Genomic DNA, 21,437 nt, shown 5'->3' with positions numbered 1-21,437 from the left:
CTTTTGTCTACTATATTAGATTTTGTCACGATGAGGTCTCAGGCAGGAGCCATTTGTGCAGGCCGTCTCTTCGGGCAGGCCCGGCGCGCACGACGGGTCCGGCGCAGGTACGGAACTCCCGGCCGACCGGCGGTCGCCGGCCCGGGCCCGCGCGTTCGTGCGCGCCGTGATCACCGAGCGGGCGCTGGCGACCTCCTCGCTCGGCCCGCGCGCCGAGGAGCTGGCGGACGACGCCGCGCTGCTCGTCGGCGAGCTGGTCACCAACGCGCTGATCCACGCCGGCACCCCGATGGAACTGCGCTGCCGGGTGGAGACGGACCCGGAGGCGGACGACGCGCTGAGCGGCGCCCGGATCGACGTGTACGACCGGCAGCCGACAGCCACGGTGCCGGGTGCCACCGACGGCACGGGCACCGGCCGCGGCCTGGGACTCCAGATCGTGTCAACCCTCGCCGACGCCTGGGGGATCACCTACCGGCACACCGAGAAGGCGGTGTGGTGCCGGCTCGCCCTCCCCGCCCCGGGCGGGACGGAGGTGCCGGTCGGCCCGCTCAGCCCGGTGCTCTACCAGCAGCTCCAGGCCACGGAGCTGGCCCACCCCCTCGCCCGTACCGAATACCGCGGCCAGGCCGGGGGCAGCCGCGGCGGGACGCTGCTCGCGGAGGCCAGCGAACTGCTGGCCGGTCAGCTCGACGAGAACATGGTCGCTGCCCTGGCCACCCAGCTCATGGTGCCCCGGCTCGCCGACTGGTGCGCCGTCTGGCTGCTCGGGGAGGACGGCGCGATGCGGCTCACCAGCGTCTGGCACGCCGACGAGCAGCGCATCGCCCCGCTCCGCGGCGATCTGGAGCCGGAGGCGCCGCCGCCGAAGCTGTGGACCACGGGCACCCCCTGGCCCTGGCCGCAGAGCGCCGGCACGGAGGAAGGCGGCTCTGCGCTGGCGTTCTCCCTGGTCTCCGGCGGGACGTACCGCGGCACCCTGCTGATCGGGCAGGGGGGACCGCCCGAGATCACCGACTCCGTTGCCCACATCGTGGAGGACGTCTCCCGCCAGGTCGCCCAGGCCCTGGCCACCGCCCGCCAGTACACCCGCCAGACGAGCATCAGCCGTGCCCTTCAGCGCCGCCAGCTCCCGTCCACACTGGGCAGGCTGCCCGGCATGGAATCGGCGATCGTCTACGAGCCCCACGCCAGCGGGCAGACCGTCGGGGGCGACTTCTACGACCTCTTCCCCACGGGCGACGGCCGCTGGTGCTTCCTCCTCGGCGATGTGCAGGGCAAGGACGTCGAGGCGATGTCGGTGACCGGCCTGACGCGCCACCTGGTGAGGCTGCTGGCCCGCGAGGGCCACGGCGTGGAGTCCGTGCTGCGCTGGCTGAACGCGGTGATGGCGGAGGACGCCGCGGAGGCGGTGAGCGCCAGGGGGGAGGCGGCCCGGCCGCGCTTCCTCAGCATGGTCTACGGGGAGCTGACCCCCGACCCGAGCGCGGGCGGCGCCCAGTGCCGCCTCGCCAGTGCCGGCCATCCGCTGCCGCTGCGGATGACCGCCGAGGGGGACGTGGGCTCCGTGGTCCGCTCCCAACTGCTGCTCGGCATCGACGAGGACGCCGAGTTCAGCGCCGACACCTTCCGGCTCGCCCCCGGCGAGACCCTGCTGTGCGTCACCGACGGGGTCACCGAGCGGCGCGACGGCCAGCGCCTCCTCGACGACGACAACGGCCTCGCCGCGATCCTGCGGGACTGCGCGGGCATGGGCGCGATGGCGGTGGCCGAACGGGTCCGCCAGGCCACCCACGACTTCAGCCCCGAGCCGGTGGAGGACGACCTCGCCGTGGTGGTGCTGCACGCGGAGGCCCCGGCGCGGTGAGCCGCGGCCGGGCCGTCCTGCGACGCGCCCGCACGCGGGCTCACGGGGCGGCCGGGGGGATGTTCTGGTTGAGGTGGAAGACGTTGTGCGGGTCCCAGACGCCCTTGAGCGCCGTCAGCCGGGCCAGCTTGGCGGCCGGGAAGGCGCGGCGGATGCCGCGGTGCCCGTCGTCGGCGGTGAGGGAGTTGACGTAGACGCCGTTCGCGTACGGGGCGAGCGCCGAGCCCGCGGCGCGGGCGGCGGCCATCCGGGCACCGTCCTCGGCCTCGTCCGTCCAGCGCGATCCGGCGCCGAACTCGAACATCGTGCCGCGATGGCTGAACGCCGCGTCGGCGTCGGGGACGTCGGCGATGGCGCCGCCGTGCGCCTGCAGCCCGACCCCGGGCAGGCCGGCACCGGAGCCGGCGCCCCGCAGGTCCTCCGCCCCGCGCAGCAGGAACCGCTCGATGGCCGCGGCCGGGAAGTCGCGCAGGTAGTGGGCGGCGGAGTAGCGGCGGTAGGCGTGGCCGCCGCTGGAGTCCAGGCTGGACTGCAGCTCCAGGTACGACGGCGTGGTGATCCGCGTCGCGGCCGGCCGGCCGAGCGCGCGCAGCGCCGGCAGCAGCCGGCGCCCGCGCTCCGGGTCGCCGACCCACACGAACCCGACGGTGGCCACCGGGCCGCCGCCCGCCGGGCCGTCGGCGACGGAGGCGGAGAAACTCGCCTCGCGCGGCGCGACGGCGTTCAGATCGCGCCAGCCCTCCAGCACCGGCACGGCGTCCTCGGCGGGGAAGTCGAACTCGGCGACCAGCGTCCGCGTGCCCGTCCGGTGCAGCCGGAACTCGAACTCGGTGACGACGCCGAAGTTGCCGCCGCCCCCGCGCAGCCCCCAGAAAAGCTCCGGGTGCGCGGTCCTGCTCGCCGTCACGATCCCGCCGTCCGCGGTGACCACCGTGTATGACTCGACGTTGTCGCACGCGAGCCCGTACTGCCTGGCCAGCCACCCCATGCCGCCGCCGAGGGTGAGCCCGCCGACACCCGTGTGCGAGACGTTCCCCGCGGTGGTGGCGAGGCCGTACGGCTGCGTGGCCCGGTCCAGCGCGCCGAGCAGCGCGCCGCCCTGGACGCGGGCCCGCCGCCGCACCGGGTCGACGCGCACGCCGCCCATGGGAGTCAGGTCGATCATCAGGCCGTCGTCGGGAACGGCGAAACCCGCCACGTTGTGCCCGCCGCAGCGGACGCCGATCTCCAGATCGTGCTCGCGGGCGAAGCGCACCGCGGCCTGCACGTCGGCGGCGCTCGCGGCCTGGACGATCATCCGCGGCCGGCGGTCGACCATGGCGTTCCAGACGGTACGGGCGGAGTCGTACCCGGCATCGCCGGGGGCGAGGAGCCTGCCGTCGAGGCGGGCGGCGAGGGAGTGTCCGGTACGGGTACGGGTGTGTGTCGCTGTCGTCATGCCCAGAGCCTGACGCGGATCGGTACCCACGGTAAGGTCCGATTCCATGCCCCGCATACGGACCAATTCCAGCACCGCCGAGGATCTGCTCATCGAGCTGGACCGGGACCGCACCCGCGCCGAGCCGCTGCACCGGCAGGTCGCGGCGTCGATCCGGGAGAGCGTACGGGCCGGCCGGCTGCGGCACGGCGCGTCGCTGCCGCCCACCCGCACGCTCGCCGCCGGCCTCGGGGTGTCGCGCGGGGTGGTGGTCGAGGCGTACCAGCAGCTCGTCGCCGAGGGCTACCTGACCAGCCGCGCCGGCGGCTACACCCAGGTCGCGCTGGAGCAGGGCGGGACGGCGGACAGCGCCCGCGCCGCGGCGCCCTCCGCCCCCGCGGGGACGCAGGGCGCGGCGCCTGCCGTCGACTTCGGGTACGGGCACACCGACGTCTCCACGTTCCCCCGCGCCGCGTGGCTGCGCTCGGTGCGTACCGTCTTCGCCGCCACGCCCAACGAGCGGTTCGCCTACCTCGACGGCCGCGGCGTCCCCGAGCTGCACCAGGCCCTGGCCGACTACCTCAACCGCGTCCGCGGCACCTCGGCCAGCCCCCGGCACACCGTGATCTGCAGCGGGTTCGGCCAGGGCGTCTCCCTGCTCGTCCAGGTCCTCGCCGCCCGGGGCGCCCGCCGGCTGGCCGTCGAGGACCCGTCGCCGGACGACGACGCCCGCCCGCTGGCCGCCGCGGCCGGGCTGGACGTCGTGGGCGTCCCGGTCGGTCCCGACGGCATCCGCGTCGAGGAGCTGGAGAAGGCCGACGCCGACGCCGTGGTGCTGACGCCTTCGCACCAGTGGCCGACCGGCGGGGTGCTGTCCGCGGCGGCCCGCGCGCGGGTGATCCGCTGGGCGCAGCGGCGCGGTGCGCTGGTGATCGAGGACGACTACGACGCCGAGTACCGCTACGACCGCGCCCCCGTCGGCGCCATCCAGGGCCTCGCGCCCGACCACGTCGTCTACTGCGGTACGGCCAGCAAGACCCTCGTACCCGGGCTGCGCCTCGGCTGGATGCTGGTGCCGCCGCACCTCGTGGACGACGTGGCCCGGGCCAAGCTGCTCGCCGACCGCGGCTCGTCGGTCATCGACCAGTTGACGTTCGCCGACTTCCTCGCCCGCGGCGAGTTCGACCGCCATCTGCGCCGGATGCGGCCCGTCTACCGCCGCCGCCGCGACGCCCTGCTGGCGGCGCTCGACGCCCGACTGCCGGAGCTGGTCCCGACCGGGGTCGCGGCAGGGCAGCACGTGGTGGCGTGGCTGCCGCCGGACCTCGACGAGGCGGCGGTCGTCGCCGCGGCCGCCCGCCGCGGCGTCGCGCTGCGCGGCGTCGCCCGCTACCGCCTCGACCCGGCCGGGCCCGGCGGCCTGATCTTCGGCTACGCGACGCTCTCCGAGCGCGCCATCGCGGCGGGCATCGCCGGCCTGGCCCGCGCGGTCACGGACGTCCGCGGCCCGCGGGGCGCCGCCACGTAGGCGGCGGACGCGGTTTTCCCCGGCTTCCGGGTCGGGAACGAGCACATCGTCGGCTCGGGTGGCCGGGCCGTCGTGCTGCGCCTGCCGCGCCAACTTCCTGAGCAATTCGGTCAGGGCCGAGATGCTGTGCTCGCGGTGGCCGGCCGCGGCCGCCCTCGCCACCACGTCGTGCAGCGAGGTGTTCCACCTCTCCATGATCGTCAACGGGACCGTGGCGTCCCACATGGACCGGCGGAACTCGGTGTGTCCACCGTGCGGAGACCGTCGCGGAAGCGGTCACCGCGAGCCAGCTCACGATCATCTGTCTCAAGGACTACGCGACCCTGTACGAGGTCTTCGACCCCGCCGGGGACGCCCTGAAGGGCCGCCGCGTACTGGTGAACCTCAACCCGGGCACCCCGCGGGAGGCGGGCGCGGCCGTCGCCTGGGCGGCGGGGCGCGGCGCCGCGTATCTGGACGGCGCGATCATGATGCCGCCACCGATGGCCGGGCAACCGGTCGCCCGGCCGTTCGGCGGCCTCCTCTTCGGCCACTACGGGGACCGGATCGGCCGGAAGAAAGTCCTGGTGATCAGGCTCTGCCTGACGGCGGTGGCCTCCACCCTCATGGGCGTGATCCCCGGTTACGAGAGCATCGGCGTCGCCGCCTTCGCGCTGCTGGTGTTCCTCCGCATCCTCCAGGGACTCGGCGCCGGAGCGGAGTACGCCGGCGGGGCGCTGATGGCGGCCGAGCACGCACCGCCCGGCAAGCGCGGCCTGTACACGGCCGTTCCGCCCACGGGCACCGCGGTGACAAGGGAGTCCGCGGCCGCGATCGCGGGAGGCACCCTGCCGTTCGTCGCAGCCGCCCTCACCGCGGCCACCGGCGGCACGTGGGCGCTCTCCACTCTGATGATCTTCATGTGCGTGCTCTCACCCACCGGGGTCTCCGGCCTACGGGACGGCCGGGAGCTCTCCTTCGTCGAGCAAGACCCCCGTCTGGACAAGGAGACCGCCCCCGCGACCTAGCCCGGGTCGTCCTTGAGGACCCGGCGGCCGTCGGGGCGGCGGTGGGTGTGGCCGGTCTCGTCGAGGGTTTCCAGGAGGGGGATCGCGACGCGGCGGCTGACGGCGAGCGCGCGGGCGGCCTCGCCGACCGTGAACGGCTGGGGCAGCCCGGCGAGTTCGCGGGCCGCACGGCCCACGGACCCGGCGGGGAGGTGGACGGTGCCCACCCGCTCCAGCGCGCCGCGGCGCACCAGGAGGGCCAGCGCCTCGGCGTCGAGGCCCAGTTCGTCCAGACGCCGGCGGGTCGGGGCCTGGAACGGGGCGGACCGCACCTCGTCCAGCAGCCGCTCCAAACCGGCGGCGACCGCGGCGGGCAGCCGGTCCGCCTCCTCCGCGCGGTACAGCCTGCCGTCGCGCACGATCAGTCCGGCGCCGGCCACGGCGGCCAGCCCGGCCAGGGCGGTGTCCGGCGGCAGCGCGAGGAGCCGACGGGCGCGGGCGACCGGCAGCCCCGGGTCGGCGGGGTGGGCCCCGGCGTGTTCCTTCACCGCCGCGGCCAGGGCGGCGGCCAGCCGTTCCGCGTGCGCCCGGTCGAACAGCCAGCGTTCGCCGTCCGCGTCCACGGCGTAGCCCTGCGCGGTGAGCCGGCCGCGGTCGCCCAGGCCGGCGGCGGCCAGCCGAACGGCGGGGTCGGTCGGCTCGCTGATGCCGGCCAGCAGCCGCGCACGGGTGGCGGCGGCTCCCCTGCCGGTCAGCGGGGGCGGCTCCGGGTCCAGCACGGTCGCGCCGGCCAGCAGCCGGGAACCCGGGTCGCGCAGCAGCAGCCGGTCGCCGACGTGGAGCGGCAGCGGCGTGCGCAGGGCGAGGCGGGCGGTATCGAGGCCGAGCGGCCGCAGCCGCGCGCTGGTCGCGGCGGTGCCGCAGTGGACCAGGGGTTCGGCCGGCAGCCGGGGAGGCGCACCGCCGTCGTCCGTTCCGCCCGTCGGTTCGCAGCGGATGTCCACGAGGTCCGTGGTCCACCAACGCCCGGGGGTGAGCAGCGCGTTGCCCCTGCGAACCTGATCGGCGGCGATGCGGCGGAGGTTGACGGCGACGCGGGCGGGGCCGGTCACCCGGGGAACGGCGTGGCCGAGGCTGTGCAGGCCGCGCACCTGCACGGCGCGGCCGGCGGGGGCCAGGTGCAGGGTGTCGCCCTCGGCGAGGGTTCCGGCGGAGAGGGTGCCGGTGACGACCGTGCCGGCGCCCGCCACGGTGAACGCCCTGTCCAGCCACAGCCGTACGGGAGCCGCCGGATCGGGCGGCGGCAGGGCGGCGGCCAGCGCGTCGAGTTCGCGGAGAAGCCGGTCGAGCCCTTCGCCGGTACGGGCGCTGACGGCGACGGCGGGCGCACCGGCGAGGCCGGTGCCGGAGGTCCGTTCCGCCGCCTCGGCCAGGGTCGGCGCGGGATCGGCGAGGTCCGCGCGGGTGACCGCCAACAGCCCGGTGCGTACGCCGAACGCGTCGAGCGCGGCGAGGTGTTCCGCGGTCTGCGGGCGCCAGCCCTCCTCGGCGGAGACGACCAGCAGCACGGCGGGCGCCGTGGCGATGCCGGCGAAGGTGGTGGCCAGATAGCGGTGGTGGCCGGGCACGTCGACGAAGGCGAGGGTGCGCCCGCCGGGTGCGGTGGTCCAGGCGAAGCCGAGGTCGAGGGTGAGGCCGCGCCGCCGCTCCTCGGCGAGCCGGTCGGGGTCGGTGCCGGTGAGGGCGCGTACCAGCGTCGACTTGCCGTGGTCGACGTGGCCTGCCGTCGCGATCACCAGGCCGGGCGCCGCGGTCACGCCTCCTCCGGCGGCGGGGCCGCCGCGGCGAGAACGGCGGCGAGCATTGTCGCGTCGTCCTCCTCCGGAACGGTCCGCAGGTCGAGCAGGAGCCGGTCGCCGTGGACGCGGCCGACGACGGCCGGGTCGCCGGTGCGCAGCGGCACGGCGAGGGCGGCGGGCAGCGCGACGGCGGCGCTCGGCAGCGTGACGCCGGGCGCTCCCCCGCCGCCGACCCGGGCCTCGCTGGGCACCGCCTCGGCGGCGACGCCCCGTTCGGCGAGCCCGGCCGCCAACGTTCCCGCGCGGGCGGCGAGTTCGGCTTCGCGGGCGGCCAGGGCCCGTGCCACCGGGGGCTGCGGACCCAGCACGGTGGCCTCCAGCGCGGCGAGGGTCAGTTTGTCGACGCGCAGCGCGCGGGCCAGCGGGTGGGTGCGGAGCCGTTCGACGAGGTCGCGCCGGCCGAGCAGCAGACCCGCCTGGGGGCCGCCGAGCAGCTTGTCCGCGCTGGCGGTGACCAGCCCCGCGCCCTGGTCGAGGGAGGTCGCGGCGTCGGGTTCGTCCGGCAGCGCGGGGTGGGGCCGCAACAGGCCGGAACCGATGTCGTGGACCAGCGGTACGCCCAGGGTGGCGAGCCGGGCGACCGGGACGGAGGAGACGAAGCCGGTGGTGAGGAAGTTGGACGGGTGCACCTTGAGGACGAGGCCGGTGCCGGGGCCGACGGCGCGCGCGTAGTCCTCGAAGTGGGTGCGGTTCGTGGTGCCGACCTCGACCAGCCGGGCGCCGGTGCTCTCCAGCAGTTCGGGGAGACGGAAACCGTCGCCGATCTCGACCAGCTCGCCCCGGCTGATGACGATCTCGCGGCCCCCGGCGAGGGCGGTGGCGGCCAGTACCAGCGCGGCGGCGTTGTTGTTGACCAGATGGACGGCCTCGGCGTGGGGGACGGCCTCGGCGAGGGCGGCCAGCGCGCCCCTCCCCCGCCGGGCACGGCGCCCGTCGCCAAGGTCGAACTCGACGTCTGTGGGGCCGGAGGCGGTCCGCAGCGCCTCGGTGGCGGCCGCGGAGAGCGGCGCGCGGCCGAGGTTGGTGTGCACGACGACGCCGGTGGCGTTCACCACCGGGCGCAGCGAGGTGGCGCTCCGGGGCAGGGCGGCGACGGCCGCGTCGGCGGCCTCTTCGGGGGCCAGCCCGCCGTTCCGTACCCGGTGCTGCGCCTCGGCGACCGCGCGCCGGACCAGGGTGCGCCCGAGCCGCCGTGCGGCGTCGGCGAGCCGGGGGTCGGCGAGCAGCGCGTCGGTACGCGGAACGCGGCGTCTGGTGTCCGTCAACGCCGGCCTCCCCCGGTGGCGTCCCAACAGCGTCGGAGCTTCTGGCGGAGGCGTATGGGAATCGAACCCACCCGGCCGGGGTGCCCGGCCGCATCGGTGTTGAAGACCGTGAGGGCCACCAGGCACCCGCCCGCCTCCGGCAGGGAGTCTACGTCCCCGCCCGGCGCCCCCAGTCCCCTGTCCGCGCAGGGGCGTTCGGGCGTAACGTCCGGCGGATGACCGTGCGACTGACCCAGTACGCGGGCGGCGGTGGCTGCGCCTGCAAGATTCCCCCCGGCGAACTCGACACCCTCGTCTCCTCGCTAAGCCTGACGGGCAGCCGCCCGGAGGATCCGGCCGCCGAACTGCTGGTGGGCCTGGAGGGCGGCGGAGACGACGCCGCCGTGGTCCGCCTCGACGATGAGCGGGCCATCGTCACCACGGCCGACTTCTTCACGCCCGTGGTGGACGACGCCTACGACTGGGGCCGGATCGCGGCGGCCAACGCGCTCTCCGACGTCTACGCGATGGGCGGCACCCCGTGGGCGGCGGTCAACCTCCTCGCCTGGCCCGGGGACACGCTGCCGATGGAGCTGGCCGCCGAGGTGCTGCGGGGCGGCCGCGACGTGGCGCACGCGGCGGGCTGCCAGGTCTCGGGCGGCCACAGCGTGACCGATCCGGAGCCCAAGTACGGGATGTCGGTGGTGGGGATGGTCCACCCCGGGCGGATGCTGCGGCTGGACGCGGCCGAGCCGGGGCGGGCACTGACCCTCACCAAGCCGCTCGGCAGCGGGGTGCTCAACGCCCGGCACAAGGCGACCGGGGAGGTCTTTCCCGAGGCGGTGGCCGTGATGGCCGCGCTGAACCGGGACGCGGCGAGCGCGGCGGTGGCCGCGGGCATCCGGGCGGGCACGGACGTCACGGGGTTCGGGCTGCTGGGCCATGCCTACAAGCTGGCGCGTGCCTCCGGCGTGACGCTGGCGATCCACGCGGCGGCCGTCCCGCTGCTGGCGGAGGCCGGGCCGGCGGCGGCGGACGGCTTCGTCAGCGGCGGCACCCGGCGGAATCTGGCGTGGGTCGGGCCCTGGGTGGACTTCGGCGCACTCCCCGAGGTGGAACGGCTGTTGCTGGCCGACGCGCAGACCTCGGGAGGGCTGCTGCTGGCCGGCGAGGTGCCGGGGCACCCGGTGATCGGCGAGGTGCTGCCGGCCGGCGAGTCGCCCGTGGTGGTACGCGCCTGAAGGTGCGGCTCCGGCCCGGGCCGGCGCCCGGCGCGGCGGCTCACGGCCACCCCGGAAAGGTGATCGGCGTTGTATGTACACCGTCATTCTACCCGGGTAGAGTTGACCGCCGGTCAGCGCAGCAGGCTCCGCACACCGTTCTCCGGGAGGACCACGTGGCGTCATCCACTGCCGTCGAGCACCGCGCGCTGGACGGAAGCGCGTACCGCCTCGCCGCCGACCTCGACCTGACGCGGCCCGCGACCTCCGTCGTCGAGGTGATCGCCGACGGCCGTCTCCACGAACTCACCGCCGGGCCCGCCGACCTGGCAGAGGCGGTAGCCGCGTCGCTGGGGATCACCGAGTTCGACAGCGAACTCTCCTTCCAGGGCGGTACGTTGCGTACCGCCACGACCAGCGAGTACGACGCGCAGTCGCAGCAGGTGGAGAACCCGACGCTGGTGGTCTGGCAGGGCCGGCGGTTCAGCCTGATCACCCGGCTCTACCGGGCCGCGCTCACCGACGTGCTGCTGCTCCTGCGCACCCTCGGCATCGCCGAGCACTCCGACGGCATCACCCTCACCCCGGACGCCGCCGCCGGCACCCGCCTGGCGCGGCCCGCCACGGTGCTCAAGGAGGTCCCGACGCTCGGCCTGGTCGAGATGAGCCGGCCCACCCGCGAGCACACCGTGCAACTCCCGCCCTGGCAAGGCGCGTCGGTCGCCTCGGGCGAGCTGTTCCGCGACTCGCTCTCCGACGGGCGCCCGTTCTTCGTGCTCTCCGGCGAGAAGGTGTGGGCGACCATCGTGCCGCTGGCCGACACCACCGCCGACCGCGTTCCCGCGCTGGTCGACGCGCTCGACCTGCGGGCCGTGGGGTGACGTCGCTGATCGCCGCCACGGCGACGGGCGTGGTGCTGCTCGCGCTGCTCGCGGGCGCCGCCTCCCATCTGAGCCGGCCCGCCGCGCTGCCCGGCGCGCTCACCGCCCACCGGCTGCTGCCGCGCCGCGCCGTGGTACCGGCCGCGCGGGCGGCCACGGCGGCCGAGGGCCTGCTCGCCGTCGCCGGCACCGCCGCGCTGCTCGCCGGCCACCGCGCCGCGCTCGCCGCCGTGCTCGGCGCCGCCGCACTGGTCTTCGCCTGCTACGCCCTCTACACCGGGTACGCCCTGGCGGCCGGGCGCGGCGGCCCCTGCGGCTGCTCCCGCTCGGACGTGCCCCTGAGTTCCTGGGTCGCCGGCCGTGCCTGGGCTTTCGCCGGACTGGCGGCCGCCGGCGCCGCGCTGGCCGCGGGGACCGGCGACCCGCCCGGGGGCCCGGCCGAGTGGACCACGGCGGCGCTGGCCGCCGTCGCCCTGGCGGTCCTGCTCTGGGTGCTGCCCGCCGCCATGGGCCGGCCCGCCGCGACCACACGCACACCGGCCCGCAACGGCACCGTCCCCGCCGTCGAAGGAGGCCACTGACCGTGGACTTCACCACCAGTGCCCTGATCCTCTCCTGGGCCGCCATCGCCCTGCTCGCCCTCGTGGTGTCCGGGCTGGTACGGCAGGTCCACCAGCTCTCCCGGGGCGCGGTGGTCCGCTCCCCCGGGCGGCTGGGCGTCACGCCGGGCAGCTCCGCGCCGCATGCGGACGAGCTGCTGGCCGCGGACCGCGAGACGCTGCTGCTCTTCCTCAGCGCCGAATGCCGCACCTGCGCCGAGGTGCTGGCGGCGGCCGGCCGCCTCGACGGGCCGACCGCGGTGCGCGCCGTCTACGCCGGTGACGCCCCTCCCGCCACGGAGGCCGGCGTACCGGTCACGGAGAACCGGCCCGACCTCTTCACCGCCTACGACGCGATCGCGACGCCGTTCGCCGTGCTCGTCGGCACCACCGGGCGCGTCGTGCGCAGCGAGCCGCTCGGCTCCGCCGACGCGCTGGGCGACCTGGTCGCCGCAGCCCCCCACCACACCAGTCAGCCGAGGAGCGCGTGATGACCACCCTCGACGAGGTTCCCCAACTGCGCCGCTCCGGCGCCGCCGACCGGCCCACCCGCCGCCGGAGCACCTCCTCGCTGCCGAGCCTGGCACCCCGGCGGCGTACCGTGCTCCAGTCCGCGACGGTCGTGGGCTTCGCCGCCCTCGGCGTCTTCGGGGCGGCCAGGGAGGCGTACGCCGACGGCTACGACATCTGGGAGGGCGCGTGCCCCTCCTACGCGTCGACGCACGACTGCTCCCCCGGCTGCGGCCCGAGCACCGTGCACGCCGCCGCCTGTGAGACGAGCGGCCCGCACGAGGGCTTCCACCGCAACGACGGCGTCACCTGGACCCTGCGGCCCAACCAGTGCTACTCGGGCTCCTACGACGGCTGGCTGTGGGCGTTCAGCGGCGCCTGCGGCGCCTGCGGCTGCGGCATCGAACGGCGTTGCCACGACGGCTACTTCAACTCCGGCTCCGGCTGGGTGCGTTCCATCTGCCGCTGGACCACCGACTGCGGCTGCGAGGGCGCCGTCACCTGGCCCACGCTGCGGGACGGCTCGCGCGGCCCGGACGTGTACACGGCCCAGCACCTCCTGGGCTTCCACCAGTTCCCCACCGAGCCGGACGGGATCTTCGGCCCCAATACCGCGACCGCGGTCAGCGGCTTCCAGGAGGCCAACGGGCTGCGGGCGACCGGCACGGTCACCGCGACCACCTGGACCCACCTGGTGGTCACCGTCCGGCAGGGCGACTCCGGCGCCGCCGTCAGCGCCGCCCAGCGCCAGCTCGTGAAGCACGGCTACCCGCTGACCGTGGACGGCGAGTTCGGCGCGCTCACCGCGACCGCGACCCGGGAGTTCCAGCGCGGGGCCGGGCTGACCGTCGACGGGATCGTCGGCCAGCAGACCTGGCGCACCCTCGTCGGCGGGGCGTGAGTTGGCGCGGATCGGCACCGGACCGGCCAGACCGGCGTGGCGCGGCCGGCTGACCGACCCGGCGGTGCCGATGCTGGTGCTCAGCAGCGGTGCGGTGGCGGCCGGCTGGTACGGTCCCCTGCTCACCTGGGCGATCCTCGGCGGGCTGGCCGGCTACTCGCTCTCCGGCTCCGTTTGAACGCGGAACAGCGCGCACGCGCTTGCCTCGCCAGGTTGGCGGGCCGTTCACCGACAGACCACCGTGCTGGGGGTCTTCTCCACCGGGCTGCTGCTCGGCGCCCTGCTCTCGGCCACCGTGCTGTGGCTTGCGTCCGGACTGGCCGCACCGGTCCCGGCGGACTGGCGCGCGGGGGCGACGGCCGCCCTCGGGCTGCTCGCCGTCGCCCGCGACGCCGGGGTGCTGCGCCTGCGGCTGCCGCAGAACGCGCGGCAGGTGCCGCAGGACGTGCTGCAACGCCATCTGGCGCGCGGCGCACTCCAGTTCGGGTTCGAGATGGGCACCGGGGTGCGTACGTACGTGTCGGCGAGCCTGCCGTACGCCCTCGCGCTCGGCGTGCTGCTGGCCAACGACGCGGGCGTGGCGCTGGCGGCCGGCCTGGGCTTCGCGCTGGGCCGCGCGGCCACCCCCGCCCTGCGGTTCGCCTCCGGCACCGGCGAGGAGTGGGACGACCGGCTGCTGACCCGCCTTCCCCTCCTCAGACTCGGCGCGGCGACGGCGGCGACGGCGGCCTGGGCGGTGCTGGCCCTGCGGGGCTAGACACCGCCGCGTCGCCCGCATTTCCTTTTCTCCCAGAGGCGCAGGCGCCGCTTGCACTACGCGCGCTTGCGCCATCGCAGCCCGTGACGAAAGTCGGAACGGCCTCATCCGGAAAGGTGCGTGCCGCCGGCAACGCGCGGATCTTCATGAGGCAACAGACGTTTGCAACCGCCGGGTGGCGTCGGTAAGTTCTCGGCACCTCACCCAACCCATCCGTGGCTGAACGTGCGTACGTGCAATTTGTTCCAGGAGCTGTCGGGGTAACGGAAATGAGCACATCGCGGTACAGGAAAACCCGTGGAGAGGCATGAGCCGGGCCTGTAGTTGAGTGGTCCATCATTCGTAAATCCACGGGGGAAGACTTTACGTGAACGATTCAGGCTTTCCGGACCTGGGATTTCCGCACCGTCCTCTCCCTCACCGATTCCCCGATCGCCCTCCGCCGGGGCGCATCGTCTCGGGCCACGCCTCCTCACCGACGTGTGCGAAGGGGTGCTGACACGATGAAGATGGAGATCGCCTGGTGGGATCTGAAGGGCTCTCCCGCCACGGTCGAGAGCCTCAGGCAGCATCTGAACGAGGACGGTGTCGTCCACAACTGGCAGGCCGTCGAGGGGCTGCGGGAGAAGTTCTGGATCGCCGACCCGGACGGCGAGCGCTGGGGCGCGGTCATGGTGTGGGAGGGCGAGCAGCCCGCCTCGCTCCCCGAGAACCGGGCCGCCTCCCTGGTCGGTTCCCCGATCACCCACCGGGACCGCTTCGAGGTGCAGGCCACGGCCCGGGGCGCGGGCGCCGTCCGTATCCGTGACTCCTCGCACCGGTACGTCGTCGTCGACGCCTTCGCCACCCAGCCGCTCTCCGGCACCCCGGTCGCGGTGTTCTTCGACGCGGCGGATCTGACGGACGAGCGGATGCGGCGCATCGCCAAGGCGATGAACCTGTCCGAAGTGGTGTTCCTGCTGCCGCCCGGGGCCACGGACGCGGACGTACGGGCGCGGGTCTTCACCCCCGACGCCGAGCTCCCGTTCGCCGGGCGTCCGCTGCTCGCCGCGGCGGTCGCGGTCGCGCTCGACCTGCGGACGGACCGGCTGCGGTTCGAGACGCGGACGGGTGTCGTGCCCTTCGTCGTCGACCGGACTCCCGCGGCCCAGTCGGGCGGCGGCGTGGCGTACGTCTCCATGGAGCAGCCGATCCCGGTCTGGGAGCCGTACGAGCACGCCGGGGCGCTGCTCGACGCACTCGGCATCGCCGCCTCCACCCTCCCGGTGGACCTCTACCGCGACGGTCCCCGGCACGTGTTCGCGGGACTTCCCGACGCGGCGGCGCTCGCCGGGCTGCGCCCCGACCGCCGGGCGCTCGCCGCCTTCCCCGGCACGGCCGCCACCTGCTTCGCCCCCGAGGGCGAGCGGTGGCACGCGCGGGTGTTCTCGCCGGCCCACGGCGGCGCCGAGGACGCGTCCGCGGGTTCCGCCGCCGGCGCGCTCGCCGTCCACCTCGCGCGGTACGGCCTCGTGGCGTACGGGAAGACCGTCGAGATCCACCAGGGCGGCCACCTCGGCGGCCGCTCCTCGGTGATGTTCGCCGAGGCCACCGTCGCGGGCGGCGGCGAGCTCGACCGCGTGCGGGTGAGCGGCCACGGCACGGTCGCCGCCGAAGGCACCATCCACGTCTGAACCACGCCGTTCCTTGTCCAGCACCAGCCGAAAGGCCACTATGCCCAGGAAACCCACCCACCTCGACTCGATCGTCATAGGCGCCGGATTCGCCGGTATCTACATGCTGCACAAGCTCCGCAACACACTCGGCCTGAACGTGCGGGCCTTCGAGCGGGGGGCCGGCATCGGGGGCACCTGGCACTGGAACCGTTATCCGGGCGCCGCCGCCGACGTCGACAGCATCGCGTACCGCTACTCCTTCGACTCCGACCTGCTGCGGGAGTGGAACTGGAAGACGCGCTACGCGCCCCAGCCGGAGATCCTGGCCTATCTGGAGCACGTGGTCGACCGGTACGACCTGCGCGAGGACATCCAGCTCAACACCACCGTCGAGTCGCTGGCCTACGACGAGTCCTCCGGCCTGTGGACGGTACGGACCGACGGCGGCGAGGAGTTCACCGCCCGCTACGTCGTCGGCGCGCTCGGACCGCTGTCGGCCGCGAGCTTCCCCGAGATCGAGGGGCGGGACCGTTTCGCGGGCACGCAGGTGCACACCGGCGCCTGGCCGGAGGACCTCGACATCACCGGCAAGAAGGTCGGGGTCATCGGTACCGGCTCGACCGGAACCCAGTTCATCGGCGCCGCCGCCAAGATGGCGGAGCACCTCACGGTCTTCCAGCGCTCCGCGCAGTACGTCGTGCCGGCCGGCGACGGGCCGCTCAGCGACGAGTTCATCGAGGACTACCGGGAGAACCACAAGCAGTTCTGGGAGAAGGCTTTCAACTCCCGTGTCGCCTGCGGTTTCGAGGAGAGCCAGATCTCCGCGATGAGCGTCTCCGCCGAGGAACGCGAGCGCAGGTTCCAGGAGAGCTGGGACGCGGGCAACGGGTTCCACTTCATGTTCGGCACCTTTGCCGACATCGCGTTCAACCCGGAGTCGAACGACGCCGCCGCGTCGTTCATCAGGTCGAAGATCAAGGAGATCGTGCGGGACCCGGAGACCGCGCGCAAGCTCATGCCGACCGACCTCTACGCGAAGCGGCCGATCTGCAACACCGATTACTACGAGACCTACAACCGCGACAACGTCACCCTGGTCTCCACCAAGGAGAACCCGATCGTCCGGATCACCCCGGCCGGCGTGGTGACCGAGGACGGCACCGAGCACGAGCTGGACGTGCTGGTCTTCGCGACGGGTTACGAGGCCATGCAGGGGAGTTACAACCGGATCGACATCCGGGGCCGCGGCGGCGTCTCGCTCAGGGAGTACTGGGGCGAGGAGCCGAGCAGCTACCTCGGCATGGCCGTGAACGGCTTCCCGAACCTCTTCACGGTCTTCGGCCCCAACAGCGTCTTCTCCAACCTGCCGCCCGCCCTCCAGACGCAGGTCGAGTGGATCGCGGAGACCATCGACGCCGCCCGGAAGCGCGGGGCCGGCACGGTCGAGGCCACCGCCACCGCGGAGAAGGAATGGACCGCCATGTGCCGGGAGATGGCGGAGCACAGCCTGTTCGCGCAGACGGACTCCTGGATCTTCGGCTCGAACATCCCCGGCAAGAAGCGGCGCACGCTCTTCTACTTCGGCGGCATCGCCGCGTACCGGGCGAAGCTCGGGGAGATCGTCGCCGCGGACTACGAGGGCTTCACGCTCGACGGCGAGGTCTCGCTGACCGCGCCCTGACGGGCGGTCCAGCGCGAGCCGACGGGGTTTCGGGGCGGGCGTCCGGCGTCGCCCGCCCCGCCCCGCCCACGTCACACCCACCGCACAGACCCGCACGATCCCCTTCGACGACGAGAGAAACGGACCATGCCGAAAGCCGACGCTCCTCCGCTGAGGGCACAACTCGACGCCCTGCTCACCGACTCCGACGGGCCATCCGGCCAACGCCCTCCGCTGGCCACTCGCGTGCGGTACGCATGTGTCATCCGGCGGTTCGAGTTCCTGCCGGTCATCCTCACCGTCTCCTTCGCACCGGCCCTGCTCTCCGCGCACGAGTGGTCGGACGTCTACTCGCTCAACACGCTGCTGGGTGTGCTCTTCTCGGTCTCCGGCATGCAGATCGGGAACATGACCAACGCCCTGGCCGACCGTGAGCAGGACGCGCTGTACAAGTCCCGGCAGTCCGAGGCCATCTACGGCCTGGGAGTCTCGCGGGTCGTCGCCCACATCGGCGTATCGACGGCCATCAACTGCGTGCTGGCGGTATTCCTCGCCGTCAGGACCGGGCACTGGGACCTGCTGCCGCTGGCCGTCTTCGTCGGCATCCTCGGCTTCCAGTACTCGGCTCCCCCGCTGAAGCTGAAGGGCGCCGGCGCCTGGCAGCTCCCCACCCTGCAGCTCAGCCTCGTCTTCCTGCCGGGCCTGTTCGTCCTGCGCTCCTCCGAGTACGCCGTGGAATGGGGCAGCGTCGTGGCCCTGGCGGGTTTCGCACTGCTCCTCGTCTCCCTCTTCGTCACCAGCCACGCCGAGGACTACATCGAGGACGAGAAGTTCGGGATCAGGACCTACACCGTCGCCTGGGGACTCAAGAAGACGATGTACATCCAGTCCTCGATGCTGCTCGTGGGCTCCGCGCTGTTCATCGTCGCGGTCTGGGCGACCTTCGGGTTCTCCTGGGCGTTCGTGCCGTGGATCGCCGCCTGGCTGGTGAGCCAGCGGCTCCTGTACACCGTCATCCGGGACGTGAGCGACAACACGCACGAAGCGGCGATCGAGGCGCTGCACAAGAAGTCGCTGATCGGTCCCTACCATGCCGCGCTGATGGGCTGGGCCACGGTGCTCCTGGCGGTCTTCGTCGTCATCGGGCGGTGACCACCCGGCGACCCCCCACCCGTCGTGAGCCAGGCGCAGGGGCGCGGCCCCGCGGACGTCCAGGCCGCCGTCCCGGTCCTCACCGCTCGCTGATCCTCCCCACAGAAATCCCCGCACAGCCGCTCAACCGTAGAGAAAGGTGGCAGCCGTCATGACCGAAACACATTCGCCCGGCATCGTCATCGCCGGGGCCGGGATCGGAGGACTGGCCGCCGCGCTGGCTCTGCACGCCCGTGGCCTGGAAGTCACGCTGCTGGAGGAGGCCGAGGAGATCCGGCCGCTCGGGGTCGGCATCAACATCCAGCCCGCGGCGATCGGCGAACTGACCGCCCTCGGGCTGGGCGGGAGACTGGCGGCCACCGGGATCGCCACCCGCGAGCACCGCTACCTCGACCACCAGGGCAGGACCATCTGGTCCGAGGCCCGCGGCATCGCCGCGGGCAACGACTTTCCGCAGTACTCGATCCACCGCGGCGAGCTGCAGATGATGCTGCTCGACGCGGTGCGCTCGCGCCTCGGAGCCGACGCCATCCGTACGGCGACACGGGTGCGTGGCTTCGAGCAGGACACGGACGGCGTACGCGTCCACATCAGCTCGCGCTCCGGAGGCGAGTCCGGTATCGACGCCGACGCCCTGATCGCCGGGGACGGCATGCACTCGGTCATCCGCGCGCAACTGCACCCCGAGGGGTCTCCGCTGCGCCGGACCCCCGTGCGGATGTGGCGCGGTCTGACCGAGATACCCGAGTTCATCGACGGCAGGACGATGATCATCGCCTCCGACGACCGGAGCAACCGGATGGTGGCGTACCCGTGTTCGCGGCCGCACGCCGAACGCGGCAAGGTGCTCCTGAACTGGGTGTGCCTGGCCGCGGACCCGGAGTGGCAGGGCGAAGTACAGCTCAGCCCCGGCAGGTTCGAGGACCTGCTGCCGCACTTCGCCGACTGGGATTTCGGCTGGCTCGACGTCCACACGGCTCTGAAGTCGAGCGGGCAGCTCATGCACCACGTGATGGCCGACCGCGACCCGCTGCCCTCCTGGGGCGAGCACCGGGTCACCCTCCTCGGTGACGCCGCCCACCCGATGTACCCGATCGGCGCCAACGGCGGCACCCAGGCCATCCTCGACGGCGTCGCCCTGGCCGCCGAACTCGCCGACGCCGGCGGCGACGTGCCGGCCGCGTTCAAGCGGTACGAGAGTGTCCGGCTCCCGGCGGCCAACGCGATCGTCGAGGCCAACCGCAGCATGGACCACTCCGAACGCACCCTGGCGGAAACCTCCGCCGACGAGATGGCCGCCGGTCTGGAGACCATCACGACCGACTACCAGGATGTCGTCGACCGCGCGTCGGCCACCCGGCACTGACAGCGCACGCGGGGGCCGGCGGCGGCCCCCGCCTTCCGGACGGAACGGCTCGCCCCCGCGGCATCATCGCGGGGGCGAGCCGTTCGCCGTACCGTCATAAGGCGAAGCCGGGGCCGAAGGTGCGGCAGCGCCGCAGCGCCGCCCGGCTCTGGGCGATGAGGTGCAGCCTCTTCACCAGACGCTCGACGTGGCGGTGCAGCTCGGCCGGGTTGAGGTCCGGATAGACGTCGGCGAGGATCGCCTGGTCCTCCGGGGTCACGCAGCGGTGGCGTTCGGTCCTGCGGTACGGGGTCGCCGTCTCGAACTCCTTGCGGCCGCCACCCTGTCCGGGGCCGGACACCGAACGCTGCTGGGGATAGAAGTAGTTCGTCAGCCGTGAGAGCGCGGCCCAGATCTCGTTGAGGAGGGCCTGTTCACCCGGGGAGTCGTAGTGATGGTGGCCCGCGAGTTCGTGCAGCATCCGCCAGCTCTGCTGGCCGACGTGGTGGCTGCCCCTGCCGACCGGGCGGGCATGAGTGAAGGTCACCCGGCGCTGCCGGCACCAGCGCAGCAGGGCCTCGTCGATCTCGGCGCCGTGGCTCCCGCAGTCGAGTCCGAGAACCGGGAAGGGCAGGTTCCTGGCAACCACCTCCAGGGCGAGGGGTATCTGCCCGGCACCCCGGACCGTCCGGATCTCGGTCCAGCCGGTGGCGATGTCGGTGGCGGCCACGGTCAGCAGGCAACTGCCGCCCGCCGTACCGCCGTCGTGGCGTACGACCGCGATCTCGAAGAACCCGGGGTGGCCGTGGTCCCACTCCGTCCAGGTGACGAGCGGGAGTTCACCGCGCGGCCGGGAACCGGGCCGCAGCCGCGGGGCGGTTCCGGAGGACTGCCGGTACGGGGCGAGACGGCGGGAGATCGTCGCCGCCGACATGGACATCAGCAGCTCGGCGGACTCGTCGTCGAGGGACAGCTCGCGGTGGCGGCGCAGTACCGGCACCAGCTCGGGAAGCATCGGCGCCAGCCGCTTGCCCGCCGGCCGGTCCAGGATGGTCCAGCACAGCGTCAGCGCCGCGACGACCTCGGCGTCGTACTTCCGGCGCTGCGGGACCCTGCCCGGCTTGGGGCGTGCGGCGTTCAGAAGCGCGTTGCGGGCGTGGCTGCGGTGCCAGCCGGTCGCCGCGCACACCTTGTCGAGGATGAGGGTCTTCTCCTGCTTGTCGGCCCGGGCGTAACAGAGGGCGTAGGTGTGGGCGAGCGCCCTGCGCTCGGCGAGCGTCGCCGCGGACGCACCTGGGGGCGCACCCGGCTCAGGCGGGAGGACGGCCGGACGGTCCCGGGCCGCGGCGGCCGGCACCAGTAGCGCGTTCAGCAACAGGGGCACCGGTGATCGTCTCTGGACCGCCCTGGCCTCCGGGCCGGCATCCGTGGAACTGCCCGCTCCGGTCCGGACCTTGACCTTGACCGCGCTCATGCTCCGCCCTCCGAAGGCTATGGCCTCCTGGCGAGGCCCTTCAGCAAATCGTCGAATGAGCGCAAAGCCCTGGGTTGACAACTTCCCGAAACTTCCCGCGCAATTTCTTGCGTATGGAAACGCCTCGGCAGTGGTGCTCCCGGGATTCGATCACGTTAGGTACTCATTACTTCACCGTCAGCAAACGGAATCCTGCGGGTCGGGCGCGGGAAACATGTCTGATCTTGCGTGTCTTAATCGGGCAATCGGCATACGTGTCTGTTTGCTGCCGCCTGTCCACCGTATTAGGTTGGTAGAGGCACTGCAGTCATATACCGCGGGAATCCGTGAGTCGATTGTGGTGGGTACCGCCCGCCGCCGTGAAAACGCCCGGCGCGGGGCA

18 protein-coding genes and 1 tRNA gene are annotated in these 21,437 nt (G+C 73.7%); 14 read left to right on the top strand and 5 right to left on the bottom strand.

All coding sequences use genetic code 11. The features are described 5' to 3' along the window. The first annotated feature begins 55 nt into the window (after positions 1 to 55). On the top strand, positions 56 to 1,867 hold the full coding sequence (locus FB457_RS28285) for a SpoIIE family protein phosphatase (RefSeq protein ID WP_145783685.1): 1,812 nt from the start codon (positions 56 to 58) through the stop codon (positions 1,865 to 1,867). Positions 1,868 to 1,907: 40 nt separating this feature from the next. Here FB457_RS28285 and FB457_RS28280 read toward each other — a convergent pair whose 3' ends face one another. Next, positions 1,908 to 3,305 (bottom strand): FAD-binding protein, encoded by a 1,398-nt coding sequence (locus tag FB457_RS28280; RefSeq protein WP_145783684.1) that lies wholly within the window; start codon positions 3,303 to 3,305, stop codon positions 1,908 to 1,910. A 46-nt stretch (positions 3,306 to 3,351) separates the two neighbouring features. On the opposite strand from FB457_RS28280, the gene pdxR reads away from it, so the two are divergent. Together pdxR and FB457_RS28270 are read left to right on the top strand one after the other, a co-directional pair. Next, positions 3,352 to 4,812, top strand: a complete 1,461-nt coding sequence (pdxR, locus tag FB457_RS28275; protein WP_047018986.1) for a MocR-like pyridoxine biosynthesis transcription factor PdxR — start codon at positions 3,352 to 3,354, stop codon at positions 4,810 to 4,812. Positions 4,813 to 5,189: 377 nt separating this feature from the next. Next, positions 5,190 to 5,819, top strand: a complete 630-nt coding sequence (locus FB457_RS28270; protein ID WP_486589156.1) for an MFS transporter — start codon at positions 5,190 to 5,192, stop codon at positions 5,817 to 5,819. Here FB457_RS28270 and selB read toward each other — a convergent pair. The 3 genes from selB to FB457_RS28255 form a co-directional block, all read right to left on the bottom strand. Further along, complete coding sequence (gene selB, locus FB457_RS28265) at positions 5,816 to 7,615, bottom strand: selenocysteine-specific translation elongation factor (RefSeq protein WP_486589155.1); 1,800 nt, start codon at positions 7,613 to 7,615, stop codon at positions 5,816 to 5,818. The two genes, FB457_RS28270 and selB, sit on opposite strands and share 4 nt — an antisense overlap. Then, positions 7,612 to 8,922: an L-seryl-tRNA(Sec) selenium transferase gene (gene selA / locus FB457_RS28260; RefSeq protein ID WP_047018984.1), complete on the bottom strand. Its 1,311-nt coding sequence runs from the start codon at positions 8,920 to 8,922 to the stop codon at positions 7,612 to 7,614. The genes selB and selA overlap by 4 nt, the downstream gene beginning before the upstream one ends. 42 nt (positions 8,923 to 8,964) lie before the next feature. Further along, a tRNA-Sec gene (locus FB457_RS28255) sits at positions 8,965 to 9,060 on the bottom strand. Between the two features lie 77 nt (positions 9,061 to 9,137). Between FB457_RS28255 and selD the strand changes: the two genes are divergently transcribed. The 11 genes from selD to FB457_RS28205 all read left to right on the top strand — a co-directional run bounded on the left by selD (position 9,138) and on the right by FB457_RS28205 (position 19,602). After that, on the top strand, positions 9,138 to 10,142 hold the full coding sequence (gene selD, locus FB457_RS28250) for a selenide, water dikinase SelD (protein WP_047018983.1): 1,005 nt from the start codon (positions 9,138 to 9,140) through the stop codon (positions 10,140 to 10,142). Positions 10,143 to 10,297: 155 nt separating this feature from the next. Continuing rightward, on the top strand, positions 10,298 to 11,002 hold the full coding sequence (locus FB457_RS28245) for a hypothetical protein (RefSeq protein ID WP_047018982.1): 705 nt from the start codon (positions 10,298 to 10,300) through the stop codon (positions 11,000 to 11,002). Next, a complete protein-coding gene (locus FB457_RS28240; protein WP_145783683.1) occupies positions 10,999 to 11,583 on the top strand; it encodes a MauE/DoxX family redox-associated membrane protein in 585 nt (194 codons plus the stop codon). The genes FB457_RS28245 and FB457_RS28240 overlap by 4 nt, the downstream gene beginning before the upstream one ends. A gap of 2 nt (positions 11,584 to 11,585) precedes the next feature. Next, a complete protein-coding gene (locus tag FB457_RS28235) occupies positions 11,586 to 12,092 on the top strand; it encodes a hypothetical protein (RefSeq protein ID WP_047018980.1) in 507 nt (168 codons plus the stop codon). After that, positions 12,092 to 13,012, top strand: coding sequence for a peptidoglycan-binding domain-containing protein (locus FB457_RS28230; RefSeq protein ID WP_047018979.1), 921 nt, complete (start codon positions 12,092 to 12,094; stop codon positions 13,010 to 13,012). The genes FB457_RS28235 and FB457_RS28230 overlap by 1 nt, the downstream gene beginning before the upstream one ends. A 1-nt stretch (position 13,013) precedes the next feature. Continuing rightward, positions 13,014 to 13,190, top strand: coding sequence for a hypothetical protein (locus tag FB457_RS35440; RefSeq protein WP_164492605.1), 177 nt, complete (start codon positions 13,014 to 13,016; stop codon positions 13,188 to 13,190). Positions 13,191 to 13,253: 63 nt separating this feature from the next. After that, positions 13,254 to 13,769, top strand: coding sequence for a hypothetical protein (locus FB457_RS28225; protein WP_145783681.1), 516 nt, complete (start codon positions 13,254 to 13,256; stop codon positions 13,767 to 13,769). 503 nt (positions 13,770 to 14,272) lie between these two features. Further along, positions 14,273 to 15,442, top strand: a complete 1,170-nt coding sequence (locus FB457_RS28220) for a PhzF family phenazine biosynthesis protein (protein ID WP_078898528.1) — start codon at positions 14,273 to 14,275, stop codon at positions 15,440 to 15,442. 40 nt (positions 15,443 to 15,482) lie between these two features. After that, positions 15,483 to 17,105 carry an FAD-dependent oxidoreductase gene (locus FB457_RS28215; protein ID WP_145783680.1) on the top strand — a complete coding sequence of 541 codons (1,623 nt, stop codon included), beginning with the start codon at positions 15,483 to 15,485 and terminating at the stop codon, positions 17,103 to 17,105. Positions 17,106 to 17,231: 126 nt separating this feature from the next. Further along, positions 17,232 to 18,236 (top strand): UbiA family prenyltransferase, encoded by a 1,005-nt coding sequence (locus FB457_RS28210; protein WP_078898527.1) that lies wholly within the window; start codon positions 17,232 to 17,234, stop codon positions 18,234 to 18,236. A gap of 151 nt (positions 18,237 to 18,387) precedes the next feature. After that, positions 18,388 to 19,602, top strand: coding sequence for an FAD-dependent monooxygenase (locus FB457_RS28205; RefSeq protein ID WP_047018975.1), 1,215 nt, complete (start codon positions 18,388 to 18,390; stop codon positions 19,600 to 19,602). A gap of 94 nt (positions 19,603 to 19,696) precedes the next feature. Here FB457_RS28205 and FB457_RS28200 read toward each other — a convergent pair whose 3' ends face one another. Continuing rightward, entirely contained in the window at positions 19,697 to 20,965 is a 1,269-nt protein-coding gene (locus tag FB457_RS28200; protein ID WP_145783679.1) for a hypothetical protein, read from the bottom strand. Between the last annotated feature and the right edge of the window lie 472 nt (positions 20,966 to 21,437).

The sequence above is a fragment of the Streptomyces sp. CNZ287 genome (genome assembly GCF_007827615.1).
This window is presented reverse-complemented; position numbering and strand designations above follow the sequence as displayed.

Bases quoted from the DNA above. Each gene is read 5' to 3' on its own strand.
- FB457_RS28210 (WP_078898527.1), top strand. From the start codon at position 17,232: ATGCCGAAAGCCGACGCTCCTCCGCTGAGGGCACAACTCGACGCCCTG.
- selD (WP_047018983.1), top strand. From the start codon at position 9,138: ATGACCGTGCGACTGACCCAGTACGCGGGCGGCGGTGGCTGCGCCTGC.
- FB457_RS28230 (WP_047018979.1), top strand. From the start codon at position 12,092: ATGACCACCCTCGACGAGGTTCCCCAACTGCGCCGCTCCGGCGCCGCC.
- pdxR (WP_047018986.1), top strand. From the start codon at position 3,352: ATGCCCCGCATACGGACCAATTCCAGCACCGCCGAGGATCTGCTCATC.
- FB457_RS28205 (WP_047018975.1), top strand. From the start codon at position 18,388: ATGACCGAAACACATTCGCCCGGCATCGTCATCGCCGGGGCCGGGATC.
- FB457_RS28215 (WP_145783680.1), top strand. From the start codon at position 15,483: ATGCCCAGGAAACCCACCCACCTCGACTCGATCGTCATAGGCGCCGGA.
- FB457_RS28280 (WP_145783684.1), bottom strand. From the start codon at position 3,305: ATGACGACAGCGACACACACCCGTACCCGTACCGGACACTCCCTCGCC.
- FB457_RS28220 (WP_078898528.1), top strand. From the start codon at position 14,273: ATGAAGATGGAGATCGCCTGGTGGGATCTGAAGGGCTCTCCCGCCACG.